Consider the following 21,869-nt stretch of genomic DNA (forward strand, 5'->3'; position numbering starts at 1 on the left):
TTAGAAGGTCTGGCCGGCGAGCATGGCGAAGTGTTCGACGATGGGGCCGAGCACCAATGCGGGCAGGAATTGCAGGCCGCCGAGAATGAGGATGATGCCGATCAGCAGGCCGACGAAGAGCGGGCCATCGGTCGGGAAGGTGCCGGCAGAGGCCGGTGACTTCACCTTGGCGGCGAGCGATCCGGCGATCGCCATGACCGGCACGACATAGGCGAAGCGGCCAAGCAGCATCGCGATGCCAAGCGTGGTGTTGTACCAAGGCGTATTGCCTGTAAGCCCGCCGAAGGCCGAACCGTTGTTGCCGGCTGCCGACGTGTAGGCATAGAGGATTTCCGACAGGCCGTGCGGACCAGCGGTGCCGACACTTGCCACCGCAAAGGGCAGCATGGCCGAGACCGATGTGAAGCCGAGGATGACCAGCGGCAGGATGAGCACGGCGAGCATCGCAAACTTCATCTCGCGGCCCTCGATCTTCTTGCCGAGAAATTCCGGCGTGCGGCCGACCATGAGGCCAGCAACGAAGACGGAGAGCAGCGCGAAGACCAGCATGCCGTAGAGACCGGAGCCGACGCCGCCGGGCAGGACTTCGCCGAGCTGAATGAGGAACATCGGCACGAGACCGCCCAAGCCCGTGAACGAGCCGTGCATGCCGTTGACGCCGCCATCCGACAGACCGGTGGTGACCGCCGCATAGAGCGCCGTCATGGCCTGGCCGAAGCGGACTTCCTTGCCTTCCATGTTGCCGAGCGCAGGATCGACGCCAATTGCCGTCAGGATGGTGTTGCCCTGGGCCTCGGCCCAGTATGTGACCGCAACGCCTGCGATGAGCAGAAACGCCATGGCTGAGATCAGCGCCCAGCCCTGTCTGCGGTTTCCGACCATCTGGCCGAAGGTGTAGGCCATGGCGGCCGAGATCGACAGCATGGCGAAGATGTTGAGATAGTTCGACCAGGCGGTCGGGTTCTCGAAGGGATGCGCGGCATTGACGTTGAAGAAGCCACCACCATTGGTGCCGAGCTGCTTGATCGCTTCTTGCGAGGCGACGGGCCCAAGCGAAATCACCTGATTGGCGCCCTCGAGCGTCGTGGCCGTGACCGAGGCATCGAGCGTCTGGGGCAGACCCATGGCGACGAAGGCGAGCGCAACGACGATGGCGAGCGGCAGCAGCACGTAGAGCGTGGCTCTCGTCATATCGACCCAGAAATTGCCGAGCGTTGCGACCTTGGAGCGGGCGAGCGCTCGGGTAACAGCAACGGCAAGCGCCATGCCGGTCGCGGCCGAGAGGAAGTTCTGCACGGTGAGGCCGGCCATCTGGCTGAAATGGCTGAGCGTGGTTTCACCGCCATAGTTCTGCCAATTGGTGTTGGTGACGAAGGACACCGCCGTGTTGAAGGCGAGATCCGGTGCCATGCCGGCAAAGCCTTGCGGATTGAGCGGTAGATAGGCCTGAAGCCGCAGCATCGCATAAAGCGCCACGAAGCCGGCGAGCGAGAAGGCGAGCATGGCGAGCGTATAGCCAAGCCAGCTCTGCTCCTTTTCAGGATTGATGCCGCTCACCCGGTAGAGGTCGCGCTCGACGCGGCCGAGTACGGGGGACAAAAAGGTCCGCTCACCGGAAAACACCCGCGCCATGTAGAGGCCGAGTGGTTTGATGACGATGATAACGGCGAGGAAGAGGAGGCTGATCTGCAGCCATCCGACAATGGTCATGGAGCTGCTCCCGATCAGAAACGCTCGGGACGCAGAAGCGTCACGACGAGATAGATGCCAAGGGCGACGGCAACGGCGAGGCCGAAAAGGGGTTCAAGCATTTTGCATTGCCCTCACAGCCGGTCGAGCGCGCGGGCGTAAAAAGCAAGCACGAGAAGCGTGCCGGCGCCCAGCGCGATGAAGATGAAGTCGGACATGTCCGTTTCTCCTGTTGATACAGACACAGGATTAAGGGCTCTTCGGGTCAGACTTCGATTGCGAAGAGTGATGCCGGACGTAAAGAAAAGATAAGGAAGCGCGCCGGACTAACGCATGAACACCCCCGGCCGGGTGCTGCGCAGCTGTGTCGGATGCCCAGCACGACATCATGTCGGGGATGGACCGCAAGCATCACCCTGCCAAGGATAAAAACCGTTTTTGGCCCTGGTGACGAGGACCGTCTTCATCAGTCTAACGGGGATATTCGGGAGGCTGAATTTCAGCTGGTCGAAGGAATTGACCAAGCAGTCACTGAGCCGCTTGCCGGTGGTTTCACCCGTTTCGCGAGGAGCGACGAGGTGAATGCGCTGTGCGCAAAAGCCGCGCCATGAAGGACGTGTCGACTGACCTCATCCTGGAAAAAAACGTGCTGTTAAACAAGATCTTGCCCGGCAGGTTATGGGAGGCAGCACCTGCCGGGCGCGGGGGGCTTGGGAGAACCGATCGCTGCCAGTGTTGAAATTTCAAATATCGGCGACACGCAGCTGTGCGTCGATAACCTCATCCGGTCGACCTGACCTTGGGCGCAGCGAGACCAAGGCGCCGACCACATTGAGGTCGGCAACTCCAGTCTGCGCTACCGTCTCACCCATTGATCACCGGGTCACAGTTTCATGGCAAATGGATCGCGGACCTCATCTGACAGATCGAGCATCACATTCTTGACCTGTGAATATTCCATCAGGGTTTGCAGCCCGCGCTCGCGTCCGCGACCGCTGAGCTTGGTGCCTCCGAATGGTGCGCCAACATATGAGGCTCGATACGTGTTGATCCACACCATGCCTGCCTCCAGCCTTCGGGCCATGCGATGAGCCCGCTTGACGTCTCTGGTCCAAACACCAGAAGCGAGGCCGTAGTCACTTGCGTTTGCGATACGCAACGCATCCGCTTCATCGGTGAAGGGAATGACGCAGAGAACCGGGCCGAACACTTCCTCCTGGCATATGCGCAGAGAGGGGTCTGCATCAACGATAACGGTCGGTTCGTAGAAGTAGCCATTGCCCAAGCCTTCACGTGATGCGGGCTTTCCCCCGATTGCGACTTTGGCCCCTTGGGCACGGGCCTCATCTACCATGGAGGAGATCCGTTCGAGCTGGGCAAGGTTTGCCACGGGACCCATTTCTGTTGCCGGATCCAATGGATTGCCAAGGACAATGCGTTTAACGATGGCTAGGATCTTGTCACATACGGCGTCATAGATTTCACGTTGCAGGAGCAATCGTGATCCCGCGATGCAAGTCTGCCCGGCGGCACCAAAAATTCCGGCGACCGCTCCGGTGGCGGCAGCGTCCAGATCGGCATCCGCGAATATGATATTCGGTGATTTCCCTCCAAGTTCTGTCGTGACAGGTGTCAGGTTCTGAGCGGCGTCACGCAGGATGTGTCGCGCCGTCGAGAGGCCGCCCGTAAAGCTGATCTTCTTCACCCGGGGATCGCGTGTCAAAGCTGCGCCGACCTGTGCTCCCCCCGTCACGACGTTCACAACTCCCTTGGGGAAGCCTGCCTTTTCGATCAGTGCTGCCATCTCAAGCGTTGAAGCGCTGGCATATTCCGATGGCTTGATCACGACCGAATTGCCGGCAGCCAAGGCCGGGGCGAGCTTGTTTGCAAGCAGTGGGATGGGGGAGTTCCACGCCGTGATCAGAACTGCGACTCCCAGAGGCTCGATCAGCGTGTAGTCGAACATCTCTGTATTATCCAATGGCACGACAGCGCCCTGCAGCTTGTCAGCCATCCCCGCGAAATACCGATAATTGCGTGCCGCAAATTTCATCTGGGCGCTGGTTTCGCGGATGACCTTTCCGTTGTCCGTGCTGTCGACCCTGGCAAGCTCCGGACCTTCCGATACGATCAAATCGGCAAGCTTCAGCAAAAGCTCAGCCCGATCTTGGCCGCTGGTTTGCTTCCACCCGTTGTGAAAGGCGTCGTGGGCGGCGCTGATGGCAAGTCTTGCATCGTCGGGCTGCGCATCGGGTATCGTTGCCCATACCTCCTGATTGTAGGGATTGTAGCTGTCCAGCGTTGCGCCGCCGGTGGCGGCCACCCATTTTCCGTCGATCAGCATCGAATACGCTTTGACCATCATCGGCTCCCAAATGTTCTATCAGACAGACCATTGTTCTATTTTATGGAGTTTGATACCATCGCGTGCCGGTGCGTTCAAGCGGTAACTTTCCCTCGCTCAGGCCGTTGCCTCGGTCGTCATTGAGAGAGGCGCTTGAATTCTGTTTTTTCCGGCGGCATTTACGAGCTTGCGTCGAAGGCGCGCTCAATGGTGGAGAAAGAGTCTCATGTCCGACCGATCGACCGAAGATGCCGCAGGCCAGGAAATGCAGTCAGGCGTTGCCGCCGTTGATCGCGCGCTGAGCATTGTCGCGGTCTTCGAGACATCCGATGGTCCCCTCACCATCTCTGAGATTTCAAGGCGTACAGGTCTTTACAAGAGCACAGCGCTGCGGCTGATCGGCTCTCTTAAGCGGTTCGGTTACATCATCCACACCGAAGACGGACGCTACGACCTGGGCCCTGCCGTCGTGCGCCTTGCCGCGCGTTATCAACATGGCAGTCAAATTGCCCATCGGATCGAACCTGTTCTGAAAAGGCTCGTTGAACGCGGAAGCGAAAGCGCCAGCTTCTTCGTGCGACAGGACGATGACACACGGCTTTGCATCTTGCGTGTCAACTCCAACCATTCCACCCTCGATCGAGTGACAGTCGGTACCGTGCGACCGCTGGACAGGGGAGCAGGCGGGTATCTTTTTCAAGCCTACGGGCCGGGTCCGCATTCTGACAAGGTCGTTGCCATCAGGGAGGCGGGCTTCGCGGTGTCTTATTGCGAAACCTCTCCGGATTGCGCCGCAGTCGCCGCGCCGGTGTTGGACCACAAGAATGCGCTGGTCGGGGTCCTGCAGCTCTCCGGCCCCATGGAACGTTTCACGCCCGAGCGGGTCGAGGGCCTGATTGTCGAAATACGCGCTGCCGCGACCGAGATCAGCCGTTCGTTCGGCGCCGCGATGTGAAGTTCGATCCACCGGACGGTCCACTTCTGCCTGTATTCCACTGATCCAATCCAATTTTCCCAAGCGGCGAAGCGCCGGCCAAGGTTGAAAGACTGGTGTCGCGTTGCCTGACGGCCGCGCGATGCCTGTGCCTGCCTCACGGCTAGCGCTCGTTGGCATGGATCCCGCACGTCGTTCCGCGGCGAATGACGTCTTGCGGCCTCGGTCTTTCATCTGCCTTGGAAAGGTGTCCGGCTTGCCGGCGGGCCGTTAGCTCTTCGCATGAAGTGAGCATGGACGGTTCCGATCCGGTTGACGCCGATATCAAAGAGATGTTATTCGTTCCGTCAAGCAAACCAATGGTCTGTCTGATAGAACAAAGTTGCAGGCGGGATAGAGGCGCACGCATCTGCGGGATAAGAGAGTTGCCAGACCAGTTGGGTCGCTTCGGCAAAGAGGAGAGGAGGGCACGATGACAGGATCCTTGGATCATTCGAACGCGCCGGTGCAGAATGGCGAGGCGTTTCAACCGCTTTCATCAGGTAAGCCGGGGGCTATCGATACACTGGCGAGATTGACGACCGCAGTCTCAGGGGTGGCTCTTGCCGCTCTCGCAGCACTTGTGACGGCTGACGTCATGATGCGCTATCTGCTCGGCGAACCGGTAGCCTTCGTCCATGACTTCGTTTCGCTCTATCTGACGCCGGCACTGTTCTTCTTCGGCTTCGGCGCGACCCTCTGGCGGAGGGAGCATCTCGCAATCGACCTCCTCACTGGAACGCTGCCGACCAGACTTCAGAAGCTTCTTGAACTGTTTGCAGCCGTGATCGGATTGTTCGTCTTTGGTCTTCTGGCCTGGGCATCGGCGGTCAGGACAGCCAACAGCTTCGCTGCGAACGAGACCTTGAATACCCTCATCGCATGGCCAGTCTGGGCGAGCGTTGCGATCGTTCCGATCGGCACCGGCTTCATGGTCTTTTTCTGTATCGCGAGTTTCTTCCGTTGCCTGCCGGATGTGCTGAAGACGCGCAAAACCACCGCGGAGGTCTCGAAGTGATTGCCATTTGTGTTGTTGTCGGGCTGCTCGTTCTGCTGCTTCTGGGCGTGCCTGTCGGGATTGCTTTGTTTTTCACTTCCATCCTTGGCTTGTGGGCCTTTGTCGGCCTGAGTGGAACATTGTCGATATTGTCCACTGCGCCGCTTTCCATGACGAACGGCTACGAACTGATCGCAATACCGCTGTTCATTTTGATGGCAGAGTTCGTTGTGATCTCTGGGATCGCCGATCGTATGTTCCATGCAATCGCCGTATGGGTCGGCCGGGTCCCCGGCGGTCTTGCAGTCGCAACAGCATTGGCTGGCGCTGGCTTCGGTGCGATTTCGGGATCGTCGACCGCCGCCGCTGCCGCCTTGTCTTCCACATCGCTGCCTGCAATGCAGAAAGCCGGCTACAAGCCCAGTTTTTCTGCAGGGGTCGTCGCCGTCTCCGGCACACTCGCCATGTTGATTCCGCCGTCGATTGCGCTGGTGCTCTACGGCATCATTGCCGAGGTGAATATCGCTGCGCTGCTTATTGGCGGCGTCATTCCCGGCATTGTCGTCACCTTGGCCATCATTGCGACCGTCTACGTCCTGCTTTGGCGTGATCCCTCCATCGCTCCGGAAACGGAACGCTACAGCTGGAGCGAGCGACTGGGTGCGCTCAAGCAAATCGGGCCGATGCTCTTGCTGCTGTTCTGCGTAACCGGGTCGATCTATCTCGGTATTGCAACGCCGACAGAGGCTGCCGCATTGGGTGCAACAGGCGCCTTTCTCATTGCGCTCTTCAGTGGCGCTCTGAATTTTCAGACGGCGTTCCTGGCGCTCGGACGCGCGGTCCATGCCACGTGCATGATTTTTCTGATCATCATTGCCGCAAATGTCTTCGGTTATGTTCTCACCTTGGGGCAGATCACGCCGCAGTTCGTCAGCTGGGTCACCACGCTCGACGTCTCGCCCTACCTGATCATCGCCGGGATCATCGTGTTCTACCTTATCCTCGGATGCTTCATGGAGCAGCTGGCGATCCTCATTTTGACCGTACCGGTGATGGTGCCGGCAATCGTGTCGCTGGGCTTCGATCCCGTTTGGTTCGGGGTGCTGGTCGTGGTTGCAGCGGAAGTCGGGATGATCACGCCGCCGCTGGGGCTGAACGCCTTCGTCGTGGCTCGATACTCGGGACGGCCCTTAAGCGAAGTCTTCCATGGGATTCTGCCCCATGTCGTTGCGCACATTATCGTCTTGGCTCTGATGGTGATCTTCCCGTCAATCATCTTGTGGCTGCCGAGCCAACTGAACTGAGATCAGCGCGGAAAGTAAGATCCTGAACATGGACATTACGCCGCCGCATATCGTCATCTCGAGGAACTTTAGAGGAGGAGAGTAGCATGAGAAACCAAAGAGCATTCAAGAGCCTATACGCCGCAGCAACCGCGGGGTTTGCTGCCACCGTTGTCATTTCGATCGGTGCAGGGCCGGCCCTTGCGCAGGAAGTGACCATCAAGATTGCTGACAGCCTTCCAGCGGAACATCTGATTACGAAATATACAACCAACGTATTCATGGAAAAGCTGAAGGCGGAATTCGGAGACCGTATCAAATTCGAGCACTATCCGGCCCAGCAGCTCGGCAAGGCTTCGGATATGCTCACGCTCACGCAGGCGGGCATTGCCGACATCGGATATATCGGCCCCAGCTACGTGTCTGAAAAAATGCCGTTGAGCAATGTTGCCGACTTGCCGGGTATCGCGTCGAGTTCGTGCGAAGCAACTCTGGCCTTCTACGATCTGGTCACGAATGGTGGCATGCTCGATGAGGCCGAATTCAAACCCAATGGGATTCGCGTCATCTACAATGTCGCGCAGGCTCCCTACCAAGCTGTGTTTTCCAAGCGCGCAGGGGTCGCTAAACTTGCGGATTTCGCGGGCAAGAAGATCCGTGCAAATGCGGGCGCGATGGAACTGACACTTCAGTCGACGGCATCGACAGCGGTCCGCATGGCCCCGCCTGAGATCTTCGACGCGATGAGCAAGGGTACGGTGGACGGTGCGCTATTACCCTTTGCCTCGATGTTCTCCTACGGTTTGGACCAGATCGCGGGCTCGTCAACTCAAGGCGCAAATTTCGGAACAGTTGGAGTGACTTTCTCGATGTCGCAGGCGAAGTGGGATGCACTTCCGAAGGACATGCAGGAAGCCTTTGCCCGTGTCGGCCGCGAAGTGACCGAAAGCGGTTGCCACGCCTTCGACGTCGGCGAAGCGGAGCTTGCCCGGAAGCTGGCTGAAGAAGGTGCGACTGTCTTCAAGCTCTCGCCGGAAGACACCGAGGCGCTAAACACGAAGATGGAAGGCGTCACGACCGACTGGGCAAAGCTGCTGGACGGTCGGGGTCAAAAGGGTTCCGAGGCGCTTTCCGCCTACCGCGAAGCCGTAAAGGCCCATGCAGCACACTGAAGACTGATACCGCCGCTGACGTTCCGCCCGCTCTCAAGATGCCGGGCGGGACGTCTGGTCAAAGCCGGCAAGGAACCGTCTTTCTAAGACGACGCACGAGCAAGACGCGGCGATGCAAAACTTGGTCGCAGGCATAATTTGGAGAACAGGATGAACGACTTGAAAATCGGTTTTGCGGGGCTCGGCGTCATGGGCGAACCGATGTGCAGAAACATCCTGACAAAATCCGGTGCGCCCCTGCAGATCCTGGATTTGAACCCTGCTCCTGTCGAGCGCCTCGTCGCTCTTGGTGCCGTTCCTGTCGAAAGCATTGCCGAGATGGCAAAGACTGCGGACATAATTTTTCTCTCCTTGCCCGGTGGCTTGCAGGTGGAACAGGTTATATCGGGAGCTGGAGGCATCCTTGAAAATGCCAGTCCCGGTCTGACCGTTGTCGATACGTCGACGCTCTCGGTCGGACTAACGCGCAGGCTCGCCGCCGCCCTGGCCGAGCGGGATATTGCCTTTGCCGACGCGCCCGTAGCAAGGACAAGACAGGCAGCGGAAGACGGAACTTTGCTCACAATGGTGGGGTCTGACTTGGATGTCTTCAATCGGATCCGCCCCTTTTTGTCCTATACCTCGAGCGAGGTGTTGCATTGTGGTCCGATCGGATGCGGACAGCTTTCAAAAGTTCTCAACAACATGATCCTGTTCGAGAATATCGTGGCTCTTTCTGAGGCTTTGGCCGTGTGCAAAGCGGCCGGCATGGACCCTCGGCGGCTCTTCGAGACGCTGGCCAAGGGATCAGCCGACAGTTTTGCGCTGCGCAACCATGGTATGAAGGCCCTTGTGCCCCAGGATTTTCCCGAGAACACTTTTCCCATCAACTACGCGATGAAGGACATGTCGTGTGCCCTTGAACTCGCCGATGAGCTGGGTATCGAGCTTCAGGGGGCCAAGCTTGCCTGGTCGCTTATGGAGCGCGCCCGCGAGTCGGGGAATGGCGCGCGCTATTTTCCAATTCTCTCGCAAGAGATTTCGTCGAGCGAGCCGGCATCGTGAATGCGCGGGTGAAAAAGCTGCCAGCCGGCTTCAGGTCGAAATGGCGAGACCGAGATCCGACGATGGCTGCTCGTACTTCTCGCTATGTCTTGATCGTTTCCGTTCGGAACTAAAGCTCGTCACCATTCATGCCATCGCTGATGAGCTCGCTGATCTCCCCGAGATAGGCCGATGGAGAGAGATCCAGGCGAACATCCGCAAGCTCGACACTTTTCAGTACATTGCGCATCGTGTCGGCGAAGGGCGTTCCGTGCGTGGCTGTTTCCTGTGCGGCCTCGTAGAGGAGATGATGGGCCTTGTGGCGTCCGATCATCGGCGAGAGCTGCATCATCGCAGCTTCAGACATGATCAGCCCTTGCGTGAGTTCGAGATTGCGGGCCATGGCCGCCTCGTTCACCCGGAGGCCGCCGAGCACGCGTTCGGCCGCTTCGGCGATCGATGCGGCGAGGATCGCCATCTCGCCGACCACGATGTCTGACACGTTCGTGGCGGAGGAATCGCCTTCATCCATGCGCACCATGCTCGACAGGATCAGCGGCATGCGTGCTTCGAGCAGGCGGCAGAGGCTGACCAGAACGAGGGCTGCGGAGGGGTTGCGCTTCTGGGCCATGGTCGAGCTGCCAACCTTGCCCATGTGAAAGGCTTCCTCCACTTCGCCGATTTCGGTGCGTTGCATGAAGACGATGTCGCCGGCGATCTTCTGAAGCGTTCCGGCGAGAACGGCAAACCCGGCCAGATAGTCCGCCACCCGGTCGAAGGATGAACGTACGGGCAGCCGTGCCGGTGCAAGGCCGAGCAGTCGGGCGGCGACCTCTTCAACGGCCCGGCCCTTGCCGCCCATGGCGGCAAAAGTGCCGATCGCACCGCCGAAATAGGTGAGGAAGGCGCCATCCGCCCGGGCATTGAGACGCTCGCGGCCACGACGCAGTTCCGCATGCCAGGCGGCCGCCTTGAAGCCGAATGTCATCGGCAAAGCGTGCTGACCATGGGTGCGACCGGCTTGCAGCGTTGCCTCGTGCTGATGGGCAAGTCGGCCAAGATGGTCCTCGCATCTGCCAAGAATGCCGATCAGGTGCGCGTGGGTCTGCTTCAACTGCAGGGCGATGGCCGTGTCGAAGATGTTCTGTGTCGTGGCACCCCAATGAATGAAGCCGGCATCCGGTTCGCCGCAGCGTTCTTCCAACTGCTTGAGCACAGGCACGAAGGGATGTTGCGCAAAGGCGATCTCGCGGCTCAGCCGCTCGTAGTCGAAACTTTCGGCTTGGCAACAGGCAGCAATTCGGTCTGCAGCGCCTTGGGGAATCATCTTCAGTTCCGCCTGGGCACGCGCAAGTGCGGCCTCGACATCCAGCCATGCCTGCAGCGTTGCATCGTCCGACCAGATCGAGATTGCGGTTGGACTGAACCAATGCCGAGTGATGAAAGACGTGAACATGCCGACAGTCATGCGGAACCTCAACGGAATGGCTATGTGTAACGATTGTGGCGCCCGACACAGGTCAGGCGCCACGGGCTATTCATATCACTCGACAACGATCTTGGCGCTTTCGATGACACCTTTGTAGACAGCGCCCTGCTGGATCACGAAATCCCTCAACGCCGATGATGAAAGCGGGGAGGCAAGGAAGCCGACGTCGGCGTAGCGTTTCTGCACATCGGGATTTGCCAGGGCATCGCTGATCGCCTTGTCGACGGCAGCGACGAAATCGGCCTGCGAGCCGGCCTTGGCGAAGATGCCCTGCCACAGGGGCAGGGTCAGTCCGTCCATGCCGGGGAGTTCGGCCAGCGTCGGCACATCCGGAGCCTGCGGAGCACGCTCGGTTCCGGAAACCGCGAGAATGCGGATCTTGTTTTCCTTGGCCAGCGGCAATGCCGTCGAAAGGGTCAGCACGGCAGAATTCAGGACGCCCGCCAAAAGGTCGTTGGTCACCTGCGCCCCACCGCGATAGGGGGCATGCAGCAGCTTGACGCCTGCGCGCTGCGAGATGATCTCGCCGAGCAGATGCTGGGCAGAACCGATGCCCGGCGAGCCGTAGCTGATGCTTTCCGTGGCGGCTTTCGCGGCGGCCAGAAGTGCGGCCATGTCCTGGTATTCGGACTGCGCCGGAACCACCACCGCCATTGACGTGGTCGTTGTGCGACCGACGGCAATCGTGTCGGTCTCCCAGTTGATGCCAACCTTGGCATTGGTCATTGGCACGGCAACCGTGTCGAAGCCGCCATAGTAGAGCGTATTGCCATCGGCTGCGCCGTTGATCAATTTCTGCAGGGCGATCATACCACTCGCACCCGTCGCATTTTCGACGATGACCGTGCGGCCTATACGGCTGGAGATCTCTGGCGCGATGATGCGGGCGGCAAGATCCGCGCTGCCGCCAGCCGAGTATCCGACCAGCAATGTCAGGGGCGCATCGGACTGCGCCTGGGCAGCCGGAGCGACAACCCCGAGCGCAAGGGCCAGGCCCGCCAGGGCATTCCCAATCTTGTGAAACATGTGAACTCCTCCTCCGAGTGATACATATTGTATTTTCCAGCCTGGTTTTGGCTTCGCGTATCTGTTAGGTATTACCTGGAAATCAGGCAATAGTATTTCGAACACGAAGAGGAAATACATTCTTGATGATGCAATTTGTATTGTGTTAGGAGCCGGGCATGGAGAAGATTGGGAAGCTGCAGGACTATCTGAAGTCGCTGGCGACGACAGCGCAGCCGGGAGACCGGCTGCCGACGGTTCGCAGCCTCATGCGCGATTTCAAGCTGGCGCAGCCGGGTGTGCAGCGCGCCCTGCAGGCGCTGAAAGAAGAGGGGCTCATCGATGCGCATGTCGGCCGCGGCACCTTTTTCGTCGGCGGCAGCGCCGATCACGGGGGCTCAGCCATGCGCAATCTGCCACAGAAGGGCCGAAGCGTGATCCTGCTGCGCCGGCCGAGCGCCACGCAAAGGGCACGCCTCGTCATGGATCGGCTGCAGGCCATGGTCGCCGACGGCGGCGATATGACCCTGGAGGTCGGCTATTCCGATGCCGATCACGCGCGCCGCGTCCTGCAATCCCTGCCGCGTTTCGATGCCTGTGTCATCCAGAATTCCTTCGAGCAGATGCCGGTCGAAATGCTGGCGGCACTGCGCCGCAAGTCGGACAATGTGATCGTCGATGGCGCCTGGCTGGTCGGCACGGATGTTGATGCCGTCGGCTTCGAATGGGGCCGGCCTGTCGAGCGCGCCGTTCGCCTGCTGTCGGCAGGTGGGCATCAGCATATCCACTACATCACGACGGCAAATGCCTTTCTCGCCAATGAGCTTGGGCTGCATCGCTACCGGCAGATGCGGGAGGAGGCTCCCCGGGGCACGCAGTTGCGCGTGCCGGACCTGCTGCCCTCGCTGCCATCGCGCGAATTCGAACTGGCGGTGCTGGAGCGGCTGGCGGCCATCGCCCGCGAACCCGGCGGCGAGCGTCGCGGTGTTCTCGTCTGGGGCGTCGAGAGCGGGCAGCGACTGCGCGCCGGCCTGCATGCGCGGGGCATCCGGGTTCCGGAGGATATCTCCATCGTCCTTCTGGGCCGCAGCGACGTCGAGGCCGAGCGGGAAAGCTTCTTTCACCTGATCGGCTACAGCGCCCAGGAACAGGCCGAGGCGCTGTATGCGCGGCTGAAAAGCCGGTGGAGCGACCCGCAGGCGCCCTACGGACTGACATTGATCACCATGCATGAGGTCGAGGGGCGCTCGGTGCTTCCGGCGGCGTATAAAGCCCCCGAAAGCCCGTCGAACACCGGCTGAGGATACACAGGGAGGATAGGATGGCACTGAGAATAAGGTCGAAGAAGGAGTTTGGCAGCGCGCTGCTCTATGGGGCACTGGGCACAGCCGGTTTTGTGATCGCAGGCGACTATGGTTTCGGCACGGCCGGACGCATGGGGCCTGGATATTTCCCGAGGGTCATTTCCGGCCTGCTTATTCTGGTCGCGCTCGTATCGCTGCTGCGCAGCCTGAAACGGGATGGCGATCCGATGGGCCCGCTCAACTGGAAAGCCCTGCTGCTGGTTACGGCATCGGTTTGCCTGTTCGGCCTGTTGCTGACCGGGGCGGGACTGCCGCTGGCTCTGGCGGTTCTCCTGCTGGTATCCGCCCTGGCGAGCGAGCATTTCGCCCTGTCGGCGCGTTCGCTCGCCGCTCTTGTGGCGCTGGTTGTGGTTTGCTCCCTGGTCTTCGTCAAGGGGCTGGGCGTGCCCATGCCGCTGGTTGGAAGCTGGCTTTCGCCCCTGTTCGCCTCCTGAGGACCCCGCCATGGACATGCTGTCGAATCTCTGGATGGGGCTCACCGTCGCCTCGTCGATCACCAATCTCGGTTATTGCCTTCTCGGTGTCTTTCTCGGCACGGCCATCGGCGTGCTGCCGGGCCTCGGCCCGGTGGCCACGATCGCCATGCTTTTGCCGCTGACCTTCGGTCTTCCGCCGGAAACGGCGCTGATCATGTTGGCGGGCATCTATTACGGCGCCCAGTATGGTGGTTCCACCACCGCCATTCTTGTCAACCTGCCCGGCGAACCGTCTTCGGTGGTGACCGCCCTCGATGGCTACCAGATGGCCCGTCAGGGCCATGCCGGTCGGGCGCTGTCGACTGCCGCCATCGGCTCCTTCATTGCCGGCACGATCTCGACGATGCTGATCGCGCTCTTCGCGCCGGCGCTCGCCGTGGTGGCGCTGCAATTCGGCCCGGCTGAGTATTTCGCCCTGATGGTGCTCGGCCTGATCGCCTCCATCGTCATGGCGTCCGGTTCGCTGCTGCAGGCCTTCGGCATGATCCTGACCGGTTTGCTGCTGGGCATGGTCGGCACGGACGTCAACTCTGCCGTTCCGCGTTTCACCTTCGATGTGCCCATGCTCTCCGATGGCATCAATTTTGTCGTCCTCGCCATGGGCATCTTCGGACTGGGCGAGATTGTCGCCAATCTGGAGGCCGAAGGGGAGCGCACGCTGCTCACCCGGAAGGTGACCAATCTCATGCCGACACGCGAGGACTGGCGCCGCATCATCGGACCGATTTTGCGCGGCACGGCGCTGGGCTCGGTGCTGGGCATCCTGCCCGGCGGCGGGGCGGCACTCGCCTCCTTCGGCTCCTATTCGCTGGAAAAGCGCCTGTCAAAAGAGCCGGAGCGTTTTGGCAAGGGCGCGATCGAAGGCGTGGCCGGTCCGGAATCTGCCAACAATGCCGGGGCGCAGACCTCGTTCATCCCGATGCTGACCCTCGGTCTGCCCTCGAACTCCGTCATGGCCCTGATGATCGGCGCCATGCTGATCCAGGGCATTCAACCGGGGCCTTCGGTGATGACCGAACAGCCGACCCTGTTCTGGGGGCTGATCGCGTCGATGTGGATCGGCAATCTGATGCTGCTCGTCCTCAACCTGCCGCTGATCGGCCTCTGGGTCCGGATGATCGCCATTCCCTATCACTTTCTGTTCCCGACCATCATCGCGCTCTGTGCCATCGGCGTCTTCAGCGTTAACAATAGCCTGTTCGACGTCTATGCCATGGCGCTGTTCGGCGTGGTCGGCTACCTCTTCCGCAAGCTGGAGGTCGAACCGGCGCCGATGCTGCTCGCCTTCATTCTCGGGCCTATGATGGAAGAGTTTCTGCGCCGCACACTTCTCTTCTCCAAGGGCGATCCGAGCGTCTTCTTCACCCGGCCGCTGAGCGCAGGCCTGCTTTCGATCGCAGCGATCATGCTGCTGCTGGTTGTTCTGCCATCGGTCAGAAGGAAGCGTGAGGAGGCGTTCCAGGAGGGGTGAGGCGAGGAGACGATAGAGGTTCAGCCTTATCGTAGCATTGTGGGCGGATGGCCGTATTTCGACTTGAAAGCGGTCGCGAGGTGGGCTGAGTCCGAAAAGCCGGTTTCGAATGCGATCTCGGTCATGGACATGGTGCCATTCTCGACTAGGAAGCGCGCGTAGCGCAGACGGGTCTCGAGAATGAACCGCTTCGGTGTAACGCCGATATGTGAGGGTCAGACCTCCGGTTTTACACTGGGCGTCCAGTGGCATCCGGAATACCGGCTGACGGATTTGGATCGGCGCGTGATCGAGACCTTCGTCGATCGTGCGGCTTCCGAGCTGACATCGTCGATCGAAGCGACCTATGGCGGCTCGTCCATCCATGATCGGCTGTCCGGGTTGGGACTGACCTTGCCGCAGGCACAGATGCCGCCGGGATCCTTCGTCGGTGCCGTGCGACATGGCAACCTCGTCACCGTGTCCGGTCAGGTGCCATTGAAGGACGGCAAGGTCCTGCAAACGGGGCGTCTGGGAGAGGATGTCTCGATCGAGAACGGGCAGGAATGCGCCCGCTTTGCGCTCCTCAATGCGCTTGCCCAGTTGGAGCAGGTGGCAGGGGCGCTGGAGCGGGTGACCGGCTTTGTACGGCTTGCCGGTTATGTCGCGGCCAGTGCGGATTTCACCCGGCATGGCGCGGTGGTCGATGGGGCATCCGAACTGCTTGCCGCGCTTTTTCCGGATCGCTGGTCCCATGCCCGGATTGCCGTCGGGGTCGCGTCGCTGCCCCGCGGCGTTCCGGTGGAAATCGAGCTGACCGCAACCATCATGGATGAGGGCTGCTGACATGGCAGAGATCGCTGTCATCGGCGCCGGCGTCGTCGGCGTGAGCACCGCCTATATGCTCGCGCGGCGCGGATATCGTGTGACCCTCATTGATGCAGCTAGTGTGCCCGGTTCCGGCGCCAGCGCCGGCAATGCCGCGCAGCTGTCCTGGGCCTATGGTGATGCCATGGCATCGCCCGCACTGATCCGGCATCTGCCGGCCATCGCGCTCGGGCTTGATCCTGCTTTTCGGATCCGCTGGCAGGCTGATCCCGATTTTCTTCTCTGGGGACTGCGCTTTCTCGCCAATGCAACGCCCGGCCGCTGGTGGGCAAACACAAGCGCCATCCTAGATCTTGCCGCCCTCTCGCAGCAGGAACTTGCCATGCTCCTCCGCGAAACCGAGATTGCCTTCGACTACCGGCTTGCCGGCAAGCTGCACCTCTACAGCGACGCCGCCAGTTTTGCAGCAGCCCGCGGGACGGTGGACAGGAAGAAGGCGCTCCGCCTCGTCCAGCGTTTGCTGAGCCGCGAAGAGGCAGAGGACATCGAACCTGCACTCCGTCTCTATCAAAGCGAGATCGCGGGCGCGGTTTATACGCCGGGCGATGCCCTCGGCGATGCAGCTGCCTATTGCCGCGCGCTGACGGATCATCTGGTCCAACACTATGGGATGACGACGCTTCTCGGTCACCGAGTCTGTGGCTTTCACACGGACAAGGGCCGGCTTCGCGCCCTTCGATTTCTGGATCGCGACGATCTTGAGATTGAAATGGCGGTTCTGGCTGCCGGGGCGGGCGCGCCGTTCCTGTCGCGTGCGGTGCCGGAGGCGCGCGCCATCCGTCCCGTGCGCGGCTATTCGCTAACTGTTCCTCTTTCGGAAGGCTCGCCGCGGGTCAGTCTCACGGATGTCAAACGCAAACTGGCCTTCGCGGCCATCGGTGATCGGTTCCGTGTCGCAGGCCTCGCTGACATCACTGCTGTTGGCGCAGGCTTCGATCGCGAACGCTTCGGTGCTCTACGGATGGCGGCGGCCTCCGTGCTCCCAGAGTTCCAGGTCACGAGCCGCGACGATGCCATCTGGTCGGGAGAGCGGCCCACCACACCGTCATCCCAACCGATCATCTGCGCCGCGCGCCGAACGCGCGGTCTGTACCTGAACATCGGTCACGGGATGCTCGGCTGGACGCTTGCGCTCGGTTCGGCGCGAAGGTTGGCTGATCTGATTGGCTCATCGCGCGGGTAAAGAACTTCTGGATGACCGGCTACATCAAACACTTCAACATCGAGCCTGTCGGGTAGTGCTCTGGACCGGGATTCTTTAGCCGGATATCTATTTTCAGGTGAAGTTGGTACCAAAAAAATCGACCAGGAGTTTGTTGAACGCCTGAGCCGATTCGGTGCTGACAAGATGGCGGCCCGGCAAGGAGCAATATTGTCCCGCCGGGACCTTCAGCGACAATTGGTTGACGTCCTCTGGTGGGCAGACGCTATCGCTGGTGCCAGCGATCGCCAGGAGTTGATTTGGTATCTGCCCGATCTGGTCGCCCAGATCTGCATTTGAGAGCGCGATGCAACATCCGACATAGGCATCGACGGAGGTCGCCTCGAACACTTTCAGGAAATGATTGACGGTGACGGGTGCCGTGGCTGCAAACTCAGGCGAAAACCAGCGCTCCCGAGTACCTGGAAGGAGTGCTTTCAAGCCTTGTGAACGAACAAGATCGACGCGTCCGCTCCAAGCCTCCGCGGTGCCGATCTTCGGTGCCGTTGCTGCGACCACGATCTTGTCGATCCGCTTGGCTGCATTTATCCCCAGCCATTGGCCGATCAGTCCGCCGATCGACAAGCCGCAGAAATGCGTCCGCTCGATCCCCAATGCATCCAGCAACTGCAGGAGATCATTGCCAAGTTCATCGAGGGTGCAACCTGTGCTCGGAGCAGTCGACAAGCCATGGCCGCGACGATCGTAGCGCAGGATTCTGAAATGCCGGGCGAGGCTTGCCACCTGCGGCTCCCACATTGAAAGGTCTGTTCCCAGCGAGTTGCAGAATACCAGCCAGGGACGATCGGTGGCCGTGTTTTCGACCTGATAGTGCAGGCGATGGCTTGGCAGGATCAGGTAAGGCATGAGGGTTACGAACCAGTGCAGATGACCGAGAACGGCGTTTGTTGACAGCCGCCCCGGAGGAGCGGCTGTCAACCCATATTCATCAGGCAACAGCGCGCGGGCGCAGGGCGTTCACCTGGTTGTCGACACCGTCGAGGAGGGCTGTCAGCTTGATGTCGAAGACGATCTCGGCAAAGGGACCCTTCAAGCCATTCGCCTTGATGCTGGTCTCGTCGGTGCGCTCGATGACATCAGGCACCAGGCCGTCACGCGTTGCATAGGCAAAGTCATCGTTGATCAGCGGGTCGCCGGCGATGTTGATCTGCGTGGTCAGCTTGCGATGCCCATCTGCACTGACGAAGAAGTGGATATGGGCCGGACGCTGGCCGTGGCGACCGAGCGCCGACAGCAGCTTTTCGGTCGGGCTGCCCGGCGGAACGCCATAGCCGTGCGGCACGATGCTGCGGAACTTGTAGCGACCCTTCTCGTCCGTGATGATCGTGCGGCGCATGTTGAAGGGTGCCTGCCTGCCGGTCGGATCGAAGTGCGAATAGAAGCCGCGCGTGTCGCAATGCCAGACCTCGACCTTCGCCCCGGCGCTCGGCTTGCCGTCGGCACCGTAAACGGTGCCGTGCATGATCAGCGTATGACCGTCCGTATCCGTGCCGTCATCGAGACGGGCGAAGCCCTGACATTCGGGAGCGCCAGCCACATAGAGCGGCCCCTCGATCGTCCGCGGCGTCTCGTTCTTGATGCCGAGCGCATCGTCGATGGCATCCAGACGCTCGTCGAGGAAGTGGTCCAGGCCAAGGCCGGGCGAAATCAGGCCGGCCTGACCGGACGCGCCGATCTCATTGACCCAGGCAATCGCCGTCCAGTACTCGTCTGGCGTCACGTCGAGGTCGTCGATCGTCTTGAAGAGATCCGAGACGACCCGATGGACGATCTGCTTGACGCGCGGATTGCCGTCCTTCTGGTCAAAGCCGCTCAAGACCTTGAGAAAGTCCTGGATGTCGGGGCGGTTGAAGATCTTTACGCTCATGTCATGTCCTCCTCACATGGGGTGAATTGAGCCAGATGTCTCCGGCATAGTCGTCAACGGTCGTCGTCGCGAACAGCCGAGGGGTGGCGAAGTAGCGGCATCACCTCGATGTCCATGAAGTTGAAAAGGGGCAGGCCTGACAGCAGCGCATGCAACTCGTCATTATCAGCCACGTCGAAGATGCTGATGTTTGCGTAGTGTCCGGCGATCCGCCAGATATGGCGCCATTTGCCTTGTGCCTGCAGCGACTGCGAATAGGCTTTCTCCCGCTGGAGGATTTCGGTCGTTTGGTCCGCAGGCAGATCATGCGGCAGGTTGACGGTCATCTTGACGTGAAACAGCATCGTCCCCTCCTCAATCCTGCGCTGCGGTCATGTGGCGCGATCCCTCGCGGGTGAAGCGCTTGAGCTTTTCTTCGTCGAGCGAGATGCCGAGACCGGGACCAGTGGGGACAGCCAGCGAGAAATTGCCGTAGTCGAGCGGCGCCTCAAGGATTTCTTCGGTGAGAAGCAGCGGGCCGAACAGCTCGGTTCCCCATTGCAGTTCCGCAAAAGTCGAGAAGACATGGGCCGAAACGATAGTCCCGATTGCGCCCTCAAGCATGGTGCCGCCGTAGAGCTCGATTCCGGCCGCATCGGCAACGGTGGCGACGCGCTGCGCATTGAATGGCCCGCCACTCTGCTCCACCTTGACGGCAAAGACATCGGCGCCGTTGGTGCGTGCGATCTCGAAGGCGCTCTCCGGTCCGTTCAGGGATTCGTCCGCCATGACCGCGATCGGAAAGCGACGGACGAGGCGACCGAGTGCTGCGGCGGATTTGACCGGCTGCTCGACGAGTTCGCAGCCGGCATCGGCAAGGGCTGCAATGCCGAGATTGGCTTCGGTTTCGGTCCAGGCCATGTTGACATCGACGCGGACGGCCCCGCGGTCCCCGAGTGCGCGCTTGATGGCGGCAACATGGGCGACATCCTCGCGAACCGATCGCAGGCCGATCTTCAGCTTGAAGATCGAATGGCGGTGGAGCGCAAGCATCTGCTCGGCCTCGTCGATGTCGCGGGCGGTGTCTCCCGATGCAAGCGTCCAGGCCACAGGTAACCGATCTCGGCGGCGACCGCCGAGGATTTCGCTGATAGGCAATCCGACTCGCTTGCCTTGCGCGTCGAGGAGGGCTGTTTCCACCGCGCTCTTTGCGAAGCGGTTGTCCTTCACCCTCTTGCCGAGCCGCGCCATCAGGGACTGGACGCGCGTGGCATCCTGGCCAAGAAGCACCGGTGCGAAATATTGATCGATGGAAAGCTTCATGCTTTCAGGGCTTTCGCCGCCATAGGCCAGTCCACCAATGGTCGTGCCTTCGCCGATGCCGACAATCCCGTCGCTGGCATGGATCCGGACCAGCATCAGCGTCTGGCCCGTCATCGTCGCGACCGAAAGCTTGTGTGGTCGGATCGTCGGCAGGTCGACGAGCATCGTTTCGATGCGTTCGATGGTCGGGGTGGCGGCAAGCGCCTCAAGGGGTGGGTGAATGGTCGCGTTCATGCGGATGATCATGGAAAAGAACGTGGGTCCCGTCCAAGACCATTTCAGTGTCGCATGATACCTTCCAGGTATGATGCCTGTTTTGCCCGCTGGTTTCTTGATGTGATTTGGCGCACCCTGTTGAAACTATGACAGTGAGGGGCGGGTGCGCAGATGGATCTCAGGCAGCTTAGATATTTTGTCGCCGTGGCGAAGGAGCGCAACTTCACGCGCGCCGCCGATCTGCTGCACATGGCGCAACCACCCTTAAGCCGGCAAATCCAGTTGCTGGAGGAGGAACTCGGCGTAGACCTCATCATCCGCTCCAGCCGGCCCGTCCGCCTGACGGAAGCTGGTCGTGTCTTCAACGAACAGGCCCTGCAGATTCTCGGGCGCGTCGAGCAGATGAAGGAGGCAACCCGCCGTGTGGGTCTCAACCAGAACAGCGTGCTGTCGATCGGATTCGTGGCATCCACACTTTATGGCGGCCTACCCGCACTCGTACGCAAACTGAGACAGCAGGCGCCAGATGTCGATATCCAGCTTCTCGAGATGATGTCGGTGCACCAAGTCTCTGCCTTGAAGGAGGGCCGGATCGACATCGGCTTTGGACGGTTGCGACACACCGATCCGCAGATCGTCACTACAATTCTCCGGGAAGAGCCGCTTGCCGTGGCGATTGCTCGTGATACGCGGCTCGCGTTTACGAGTGATCCCATTCTGCCTGAAGCCCTGGTCGGGGAAAAACTGATCCTTTATCCGCGCACACCGCGCCCGAGCTTTGCAGATCATGTCCTGAATGTGCTGCTTGAGAAAGACGTACGCCCCGCTGAAATTCAGGAGGTAACCGAAATTCAGACAGCGCTTGGCCTGGTGGCGGCAGAGGCTGGCGTCTGCGTTGTTCCTGCGTCAGCCCGCAAGCTGCGCTCGGATGTCCATTATCGCCTCCTCGCTGGTGAACGGTCCACTTCCCCTGTCGTCCTCAGTCAGCGCGTCAGCGACAATTCTGCTCACGTTACATTGGTCAGGAGGCTCGCTCTTGAGATGCAAATGGACGATGCTTCATCGTTGGATCTCTGGAGTGACGTTCCCTCTTAGGGAGAGTGCCGGAC

General features: G+C 60.5%; 19 protein-coding genes and 2 pseudogenes. 12 read left to right on the forward strand and 9 right to left on the reverse strand.

The window, feature by feature from the left end; all coding sequences use genetic code 11:
* Together kdpA and DFO46_RS20040 are read right to left on the reverse strand one after the other, a co-directional pair.
* Entirely contained in the window at nt 1-1,710 is a 1,710-nt protein-coding gene (gene kdpA, locus DFO46_RS20030; RefSeq protein ID WP_120278782.1) for a potassium-transporting ATPase subunit KdpA, read from the reverse strand.
* Nucleotides 1,711-2,572: 862 nt separating this feature from the next.
* Complete coding sequence (locus DFO46_RS20040) at nt 2,573-4,051, reverse strand: aldehyde dehydrogenase (RefSeq protein ID WP_210210644.1); 1,479 nt, start codon at nt 4,049-4,051, stop codon at nt 2,573-2,575.
* A 208-nt stretch (nt 4,052-4,259) separates the two neighbouring features.
* On the opposite strand from DFO46_RS20040, the gene DFO46_RS20045 reads away from it, so the two are divergent.
* The 6 genes and pseudogenes from DFO46_RS20045 (at nt 4,260) to DFO46_RS24325 (ending at nt 9,502) form a co-directional block, all read left to right on the forward strand.
* The gene (locus tag DFO46_RS20045; protein ID WP_120278784.1) at nt 4,260-4,988 is read left to right on the forward strand and encodes an IclR family transcriptional regulator; all 729 of its coding nucleotides are present in this window, start codon (nt 4,260-4,262) and stop codon (nt 4,986-4,988) included.
* A 451-nt stretch (nt 4,989-5,439) separates the two neighbouring features.
* Nucleotides 5,440-6,024 carry a TRAP transporter small permease gene (locus DFO46_RS24175; protein ID WP_120278785.1) on the forward strand — a complete coding sequence of 195 codons (585 nt, stop codon included), beginning with the start codon at nt 5,440-5,442 and terminating at the stop codon, nt 6,022-6,024.
* Nucleotides 6,021-7,307, forward strand: a complete 1,287-nt coding sequence (locus tag DFO46_RS20055; protein WP_110792719.1) for a TRAP transporter large permease — start codon at nt 6,021-6,023, stop codon at nt 7,305-7,307. The genes DFO46_RS24175 and DFO46_RS20055 overlap by 4 nt, the downstream gene beginning before the upstream one ends.
* A gap of 191 nt (nt 7,308-7,498) precedes the next feature.
* Nucleotides 7,499-8,458: a TRAP transporter substrate-binding protein DctP gene (dctP, locus tag DFO46_RS20060; protein WP_183041972.1), complete on the forward strand. Its 960-nt coding sequence runs from the start codon at nt 7,499-7,501 to the stop codon at nt 8,456-8,458.
* 120 nt (nt 8,459-8,578) lie between these two features.
* Nucleotides 8,579-9,091: pseudogene (locus tag DFO46_RS24320) on the forward strand (NAD(P)-binding domain-containing protein); the annotation flags it as partial.
* Nucleotides 9,089-9,502, forward strand: coding sequence for an NAD-binding protein (locus tag DFO46_RS24325; RefSeq protein WP_348627761.1), 414 nt, complete (start codon nt 9,089-9,091; stop codon nt 9,500-9,502). The pseudogene DFO46_RS24320 and the gene DFO46_RS24325, both read left to right, overlap by 3 nt.
* Nucleotides 9,503-9,611: 109 nt before the next feature.
* Here DFO46_RS24325 and DFO46_RS20070 read toward each other — a convergent pair whose 3' ends face one another.
* Nucleotides 9,612-10,949 carry an adenylosuccinate lyase family protein gene (locus DFO46_RS20070; RefSeq protein ID WP_120278787.1) on the reverse strand — a complete coding sequence of 446 codons (1,338 nt, stop codon included), beginning with the start codon at nt 10,947-10,949 and terminating at the stop codon, nt 9,612-9,614.
* Between the two features lie 75 nt (nt 10,950-11,024).
* On the reverse strand, nt 11,025-11,996 hold the full coding sequence (locus DFO46_RS20075; RefSeq protein WP_120278788.1) for a tripartite tricarboxylate transporter substrate binding protein: 972 nt from the start codon (nt 11,994-11,996) through the stop codon (nt 11,025-11,027).
* A gap of 158 nt (nt 11,997-12,154) precedes the next feature.
* On the opposite strand from DFO46_RS20075, the gene DFO46_RS20080 reads away from it, so the two are divergent.
* Genes DFO46_RS20080 through DFO46_RS20090 form a run of 3 tightly spaced genes read left to right on the forward strand, consistent with a single transcriptional unit; the run spans nt 12,155 to nt 15,286 of the window.
* The gene (locus DFO46_RS20080) at nt 12,155-13,276 is read left to right on the forward strand and encodes a GntR family transcriptional regulator (protein WP_120278789.1); all 1,122 of its coding nucleotides are present in this window, start codon (nt 12,155-12,157) and stop codon (nt 13,274-13,276) included.
* 20 nt (nt 13,277-13,296) lie between these two features.
* On the forward strand, nt 13,297-13,773 hold the full coding sequence (locus DFO46_RS20085; RefSeq protein WP_120278790.1) for a tripartite tricarboxylate transporter TctB family protein: 477 nt from the start codon (nt 13,297-13,299) through the stop codon (nt 13,771-13,773).
* A 10-nt stretch (nt 13,774-13,783) separates the two neighbouring features.
* On the forward strand, nt 13,784-15,286 hold the full coding sequence (locus tag DFO46_RS20090) for a tripartite tricarboxylate transporter permease (RefSeq protein WP_120278791.1): 1,503 nt from the start codon (nt 13,784-13,786) through the stop codon (nt 15,284-15,286).
* A 26-nt stretch (nt 15,287-15,312) separates the two neighbouring features.
* Here the strand turns inward: DFO46_RS20090 and DFO46_RS20095 are convergent.
* A pseudogene (locus tag DFO46_RS20095) lies at nt 15,313-15,495 on the reverse strand (helix-turn-helix transcriptional regulator); the annotation flags it as partial.
* On the opposite strand from DFO46_RS20095, the gene DFO46_RS24290 reads away from it, so the two are divergent.
* Both DFO46_RS24290 and DFO46_RS20105 read left to right on the forward strand, forming a co-directional pair.
* Nucleotides 15,467-16,111: a RidA family protein gene (locus DFO46_RS24290; protein ID WP_120278792.1), complete on the forward strand. Its 645-nt coding sequence runs from the start codon at nt 15,467-15,469 to the stop codon at nt 16,109-16,111. The pseudogene DFO46_RS20095 and the gene DFO46_RS24290 overlap by 29 nt on opposite strands.
* 1 nt (nt 16,112) lies before the next feature.
* Nucleotides 16,113-17,336: an FAD-dependent oxidoreductase gene (locus tag DFO46_RS20105; protein ID WP_120278793.1), complete on the forward strand. Its 1,224-nt coding sequence runs from the start codon at nt 16,113-16,115 to the stop codon at nt 17,334-17,336.
* Between the two features lie 93 nt (nt 17,337-17,429).
* Here DFO46_RS20105 and pcaD read toward each other — a convergent pair whose 3' ends face one another.
* The 4 genes from pcaD to DFO46_RS20125 all read right to left on the reverse strand — a co-directional run bounded on the left by pcaD (nt 17,430) and on the right by DFO46_RS20125 (nt 20,778).
* Nucleotides 17,430-18,221 carry a 3-oxoadipate enol-lactonase gene (gene pcaD, locus DFO46_RS20110; RefSeq protein ID WP_120278969.1) on the reverse strand — a complete coding sequence of 264 codons (792 nt, stop codon included), beginning with the start codon at nt 18,219-18,221 and terminating at the stop codon, nt 17,430-17,432.
* 82 nt (nt 18,222-18,303) lie between these two features.
* Nucleotides 18,304-19,242, reverse strand: a complete 939-nt coding sequence (gene catA, locus DFO46_RS20115) for a catechol 1,2-dioxygenase (protein ID WP_120278794.1) — start codon at nt 19,240-19,242, stop codon at nt 18,304-18,306.
* 53 nt (nt 19,243-19,295) lie between these two features.
* Nucleotides 19,296-19,586 carry a muconolactone Delta-isomerase gene (gene catC, locus DFO46_RS20120; protein WP_120278795.1) on the reverse strand — a complete coding sequence of 97 codons (291 nt, stop codon included), beginning with the start codon at nt 19,584-19,586 and terminating at the stop codon, nt 19,296-19,298.
* Nucleotides 19,587-19,596: 10 nt separating this feature from the next.
* Nucleotides 19,597-20,778: a muconate/chloromuconate family cycloisomerase gene (locus DFO46_RS20125; protein WP_120278970.1), complete on the reverse strand. Its 1,182-nt coding sequence runs from the start codon at nt 20,776-20,778 to the stop codon at nt 19,597-19,599.
* A gap of 153 nt (nt 20,779-20,931) precedes the next feature.
* Here DFO46_RS20125 and DFO46_RS20130 point away from each other — a divergent pair, with 153 nt between their 5' ends.
* Nucleotides 20,932-21,855 (forward strand): LysR family transcriptional regulator, encoded by a 924-nt coding sequence (locus DFO46_RS20130; protein WP_120278796.1) that lies wholly within the window; start codon nt 20,932-20,934, stop codon nt 21,853-21,855.
* Nucleotides 21,856-21,869 lie beyond the last annotated feature (14 nt).

The organism is Rhizobium sp. AG855, from assembly GCF_003610655.1.
Taxonomy (GTDB): Bacteria; Pseudomonadota; Alphaproteobacteria; order Rhizobiales; family Rhizobiaceae; genus Allorhizobium; species Allorhizobium wuzhouense.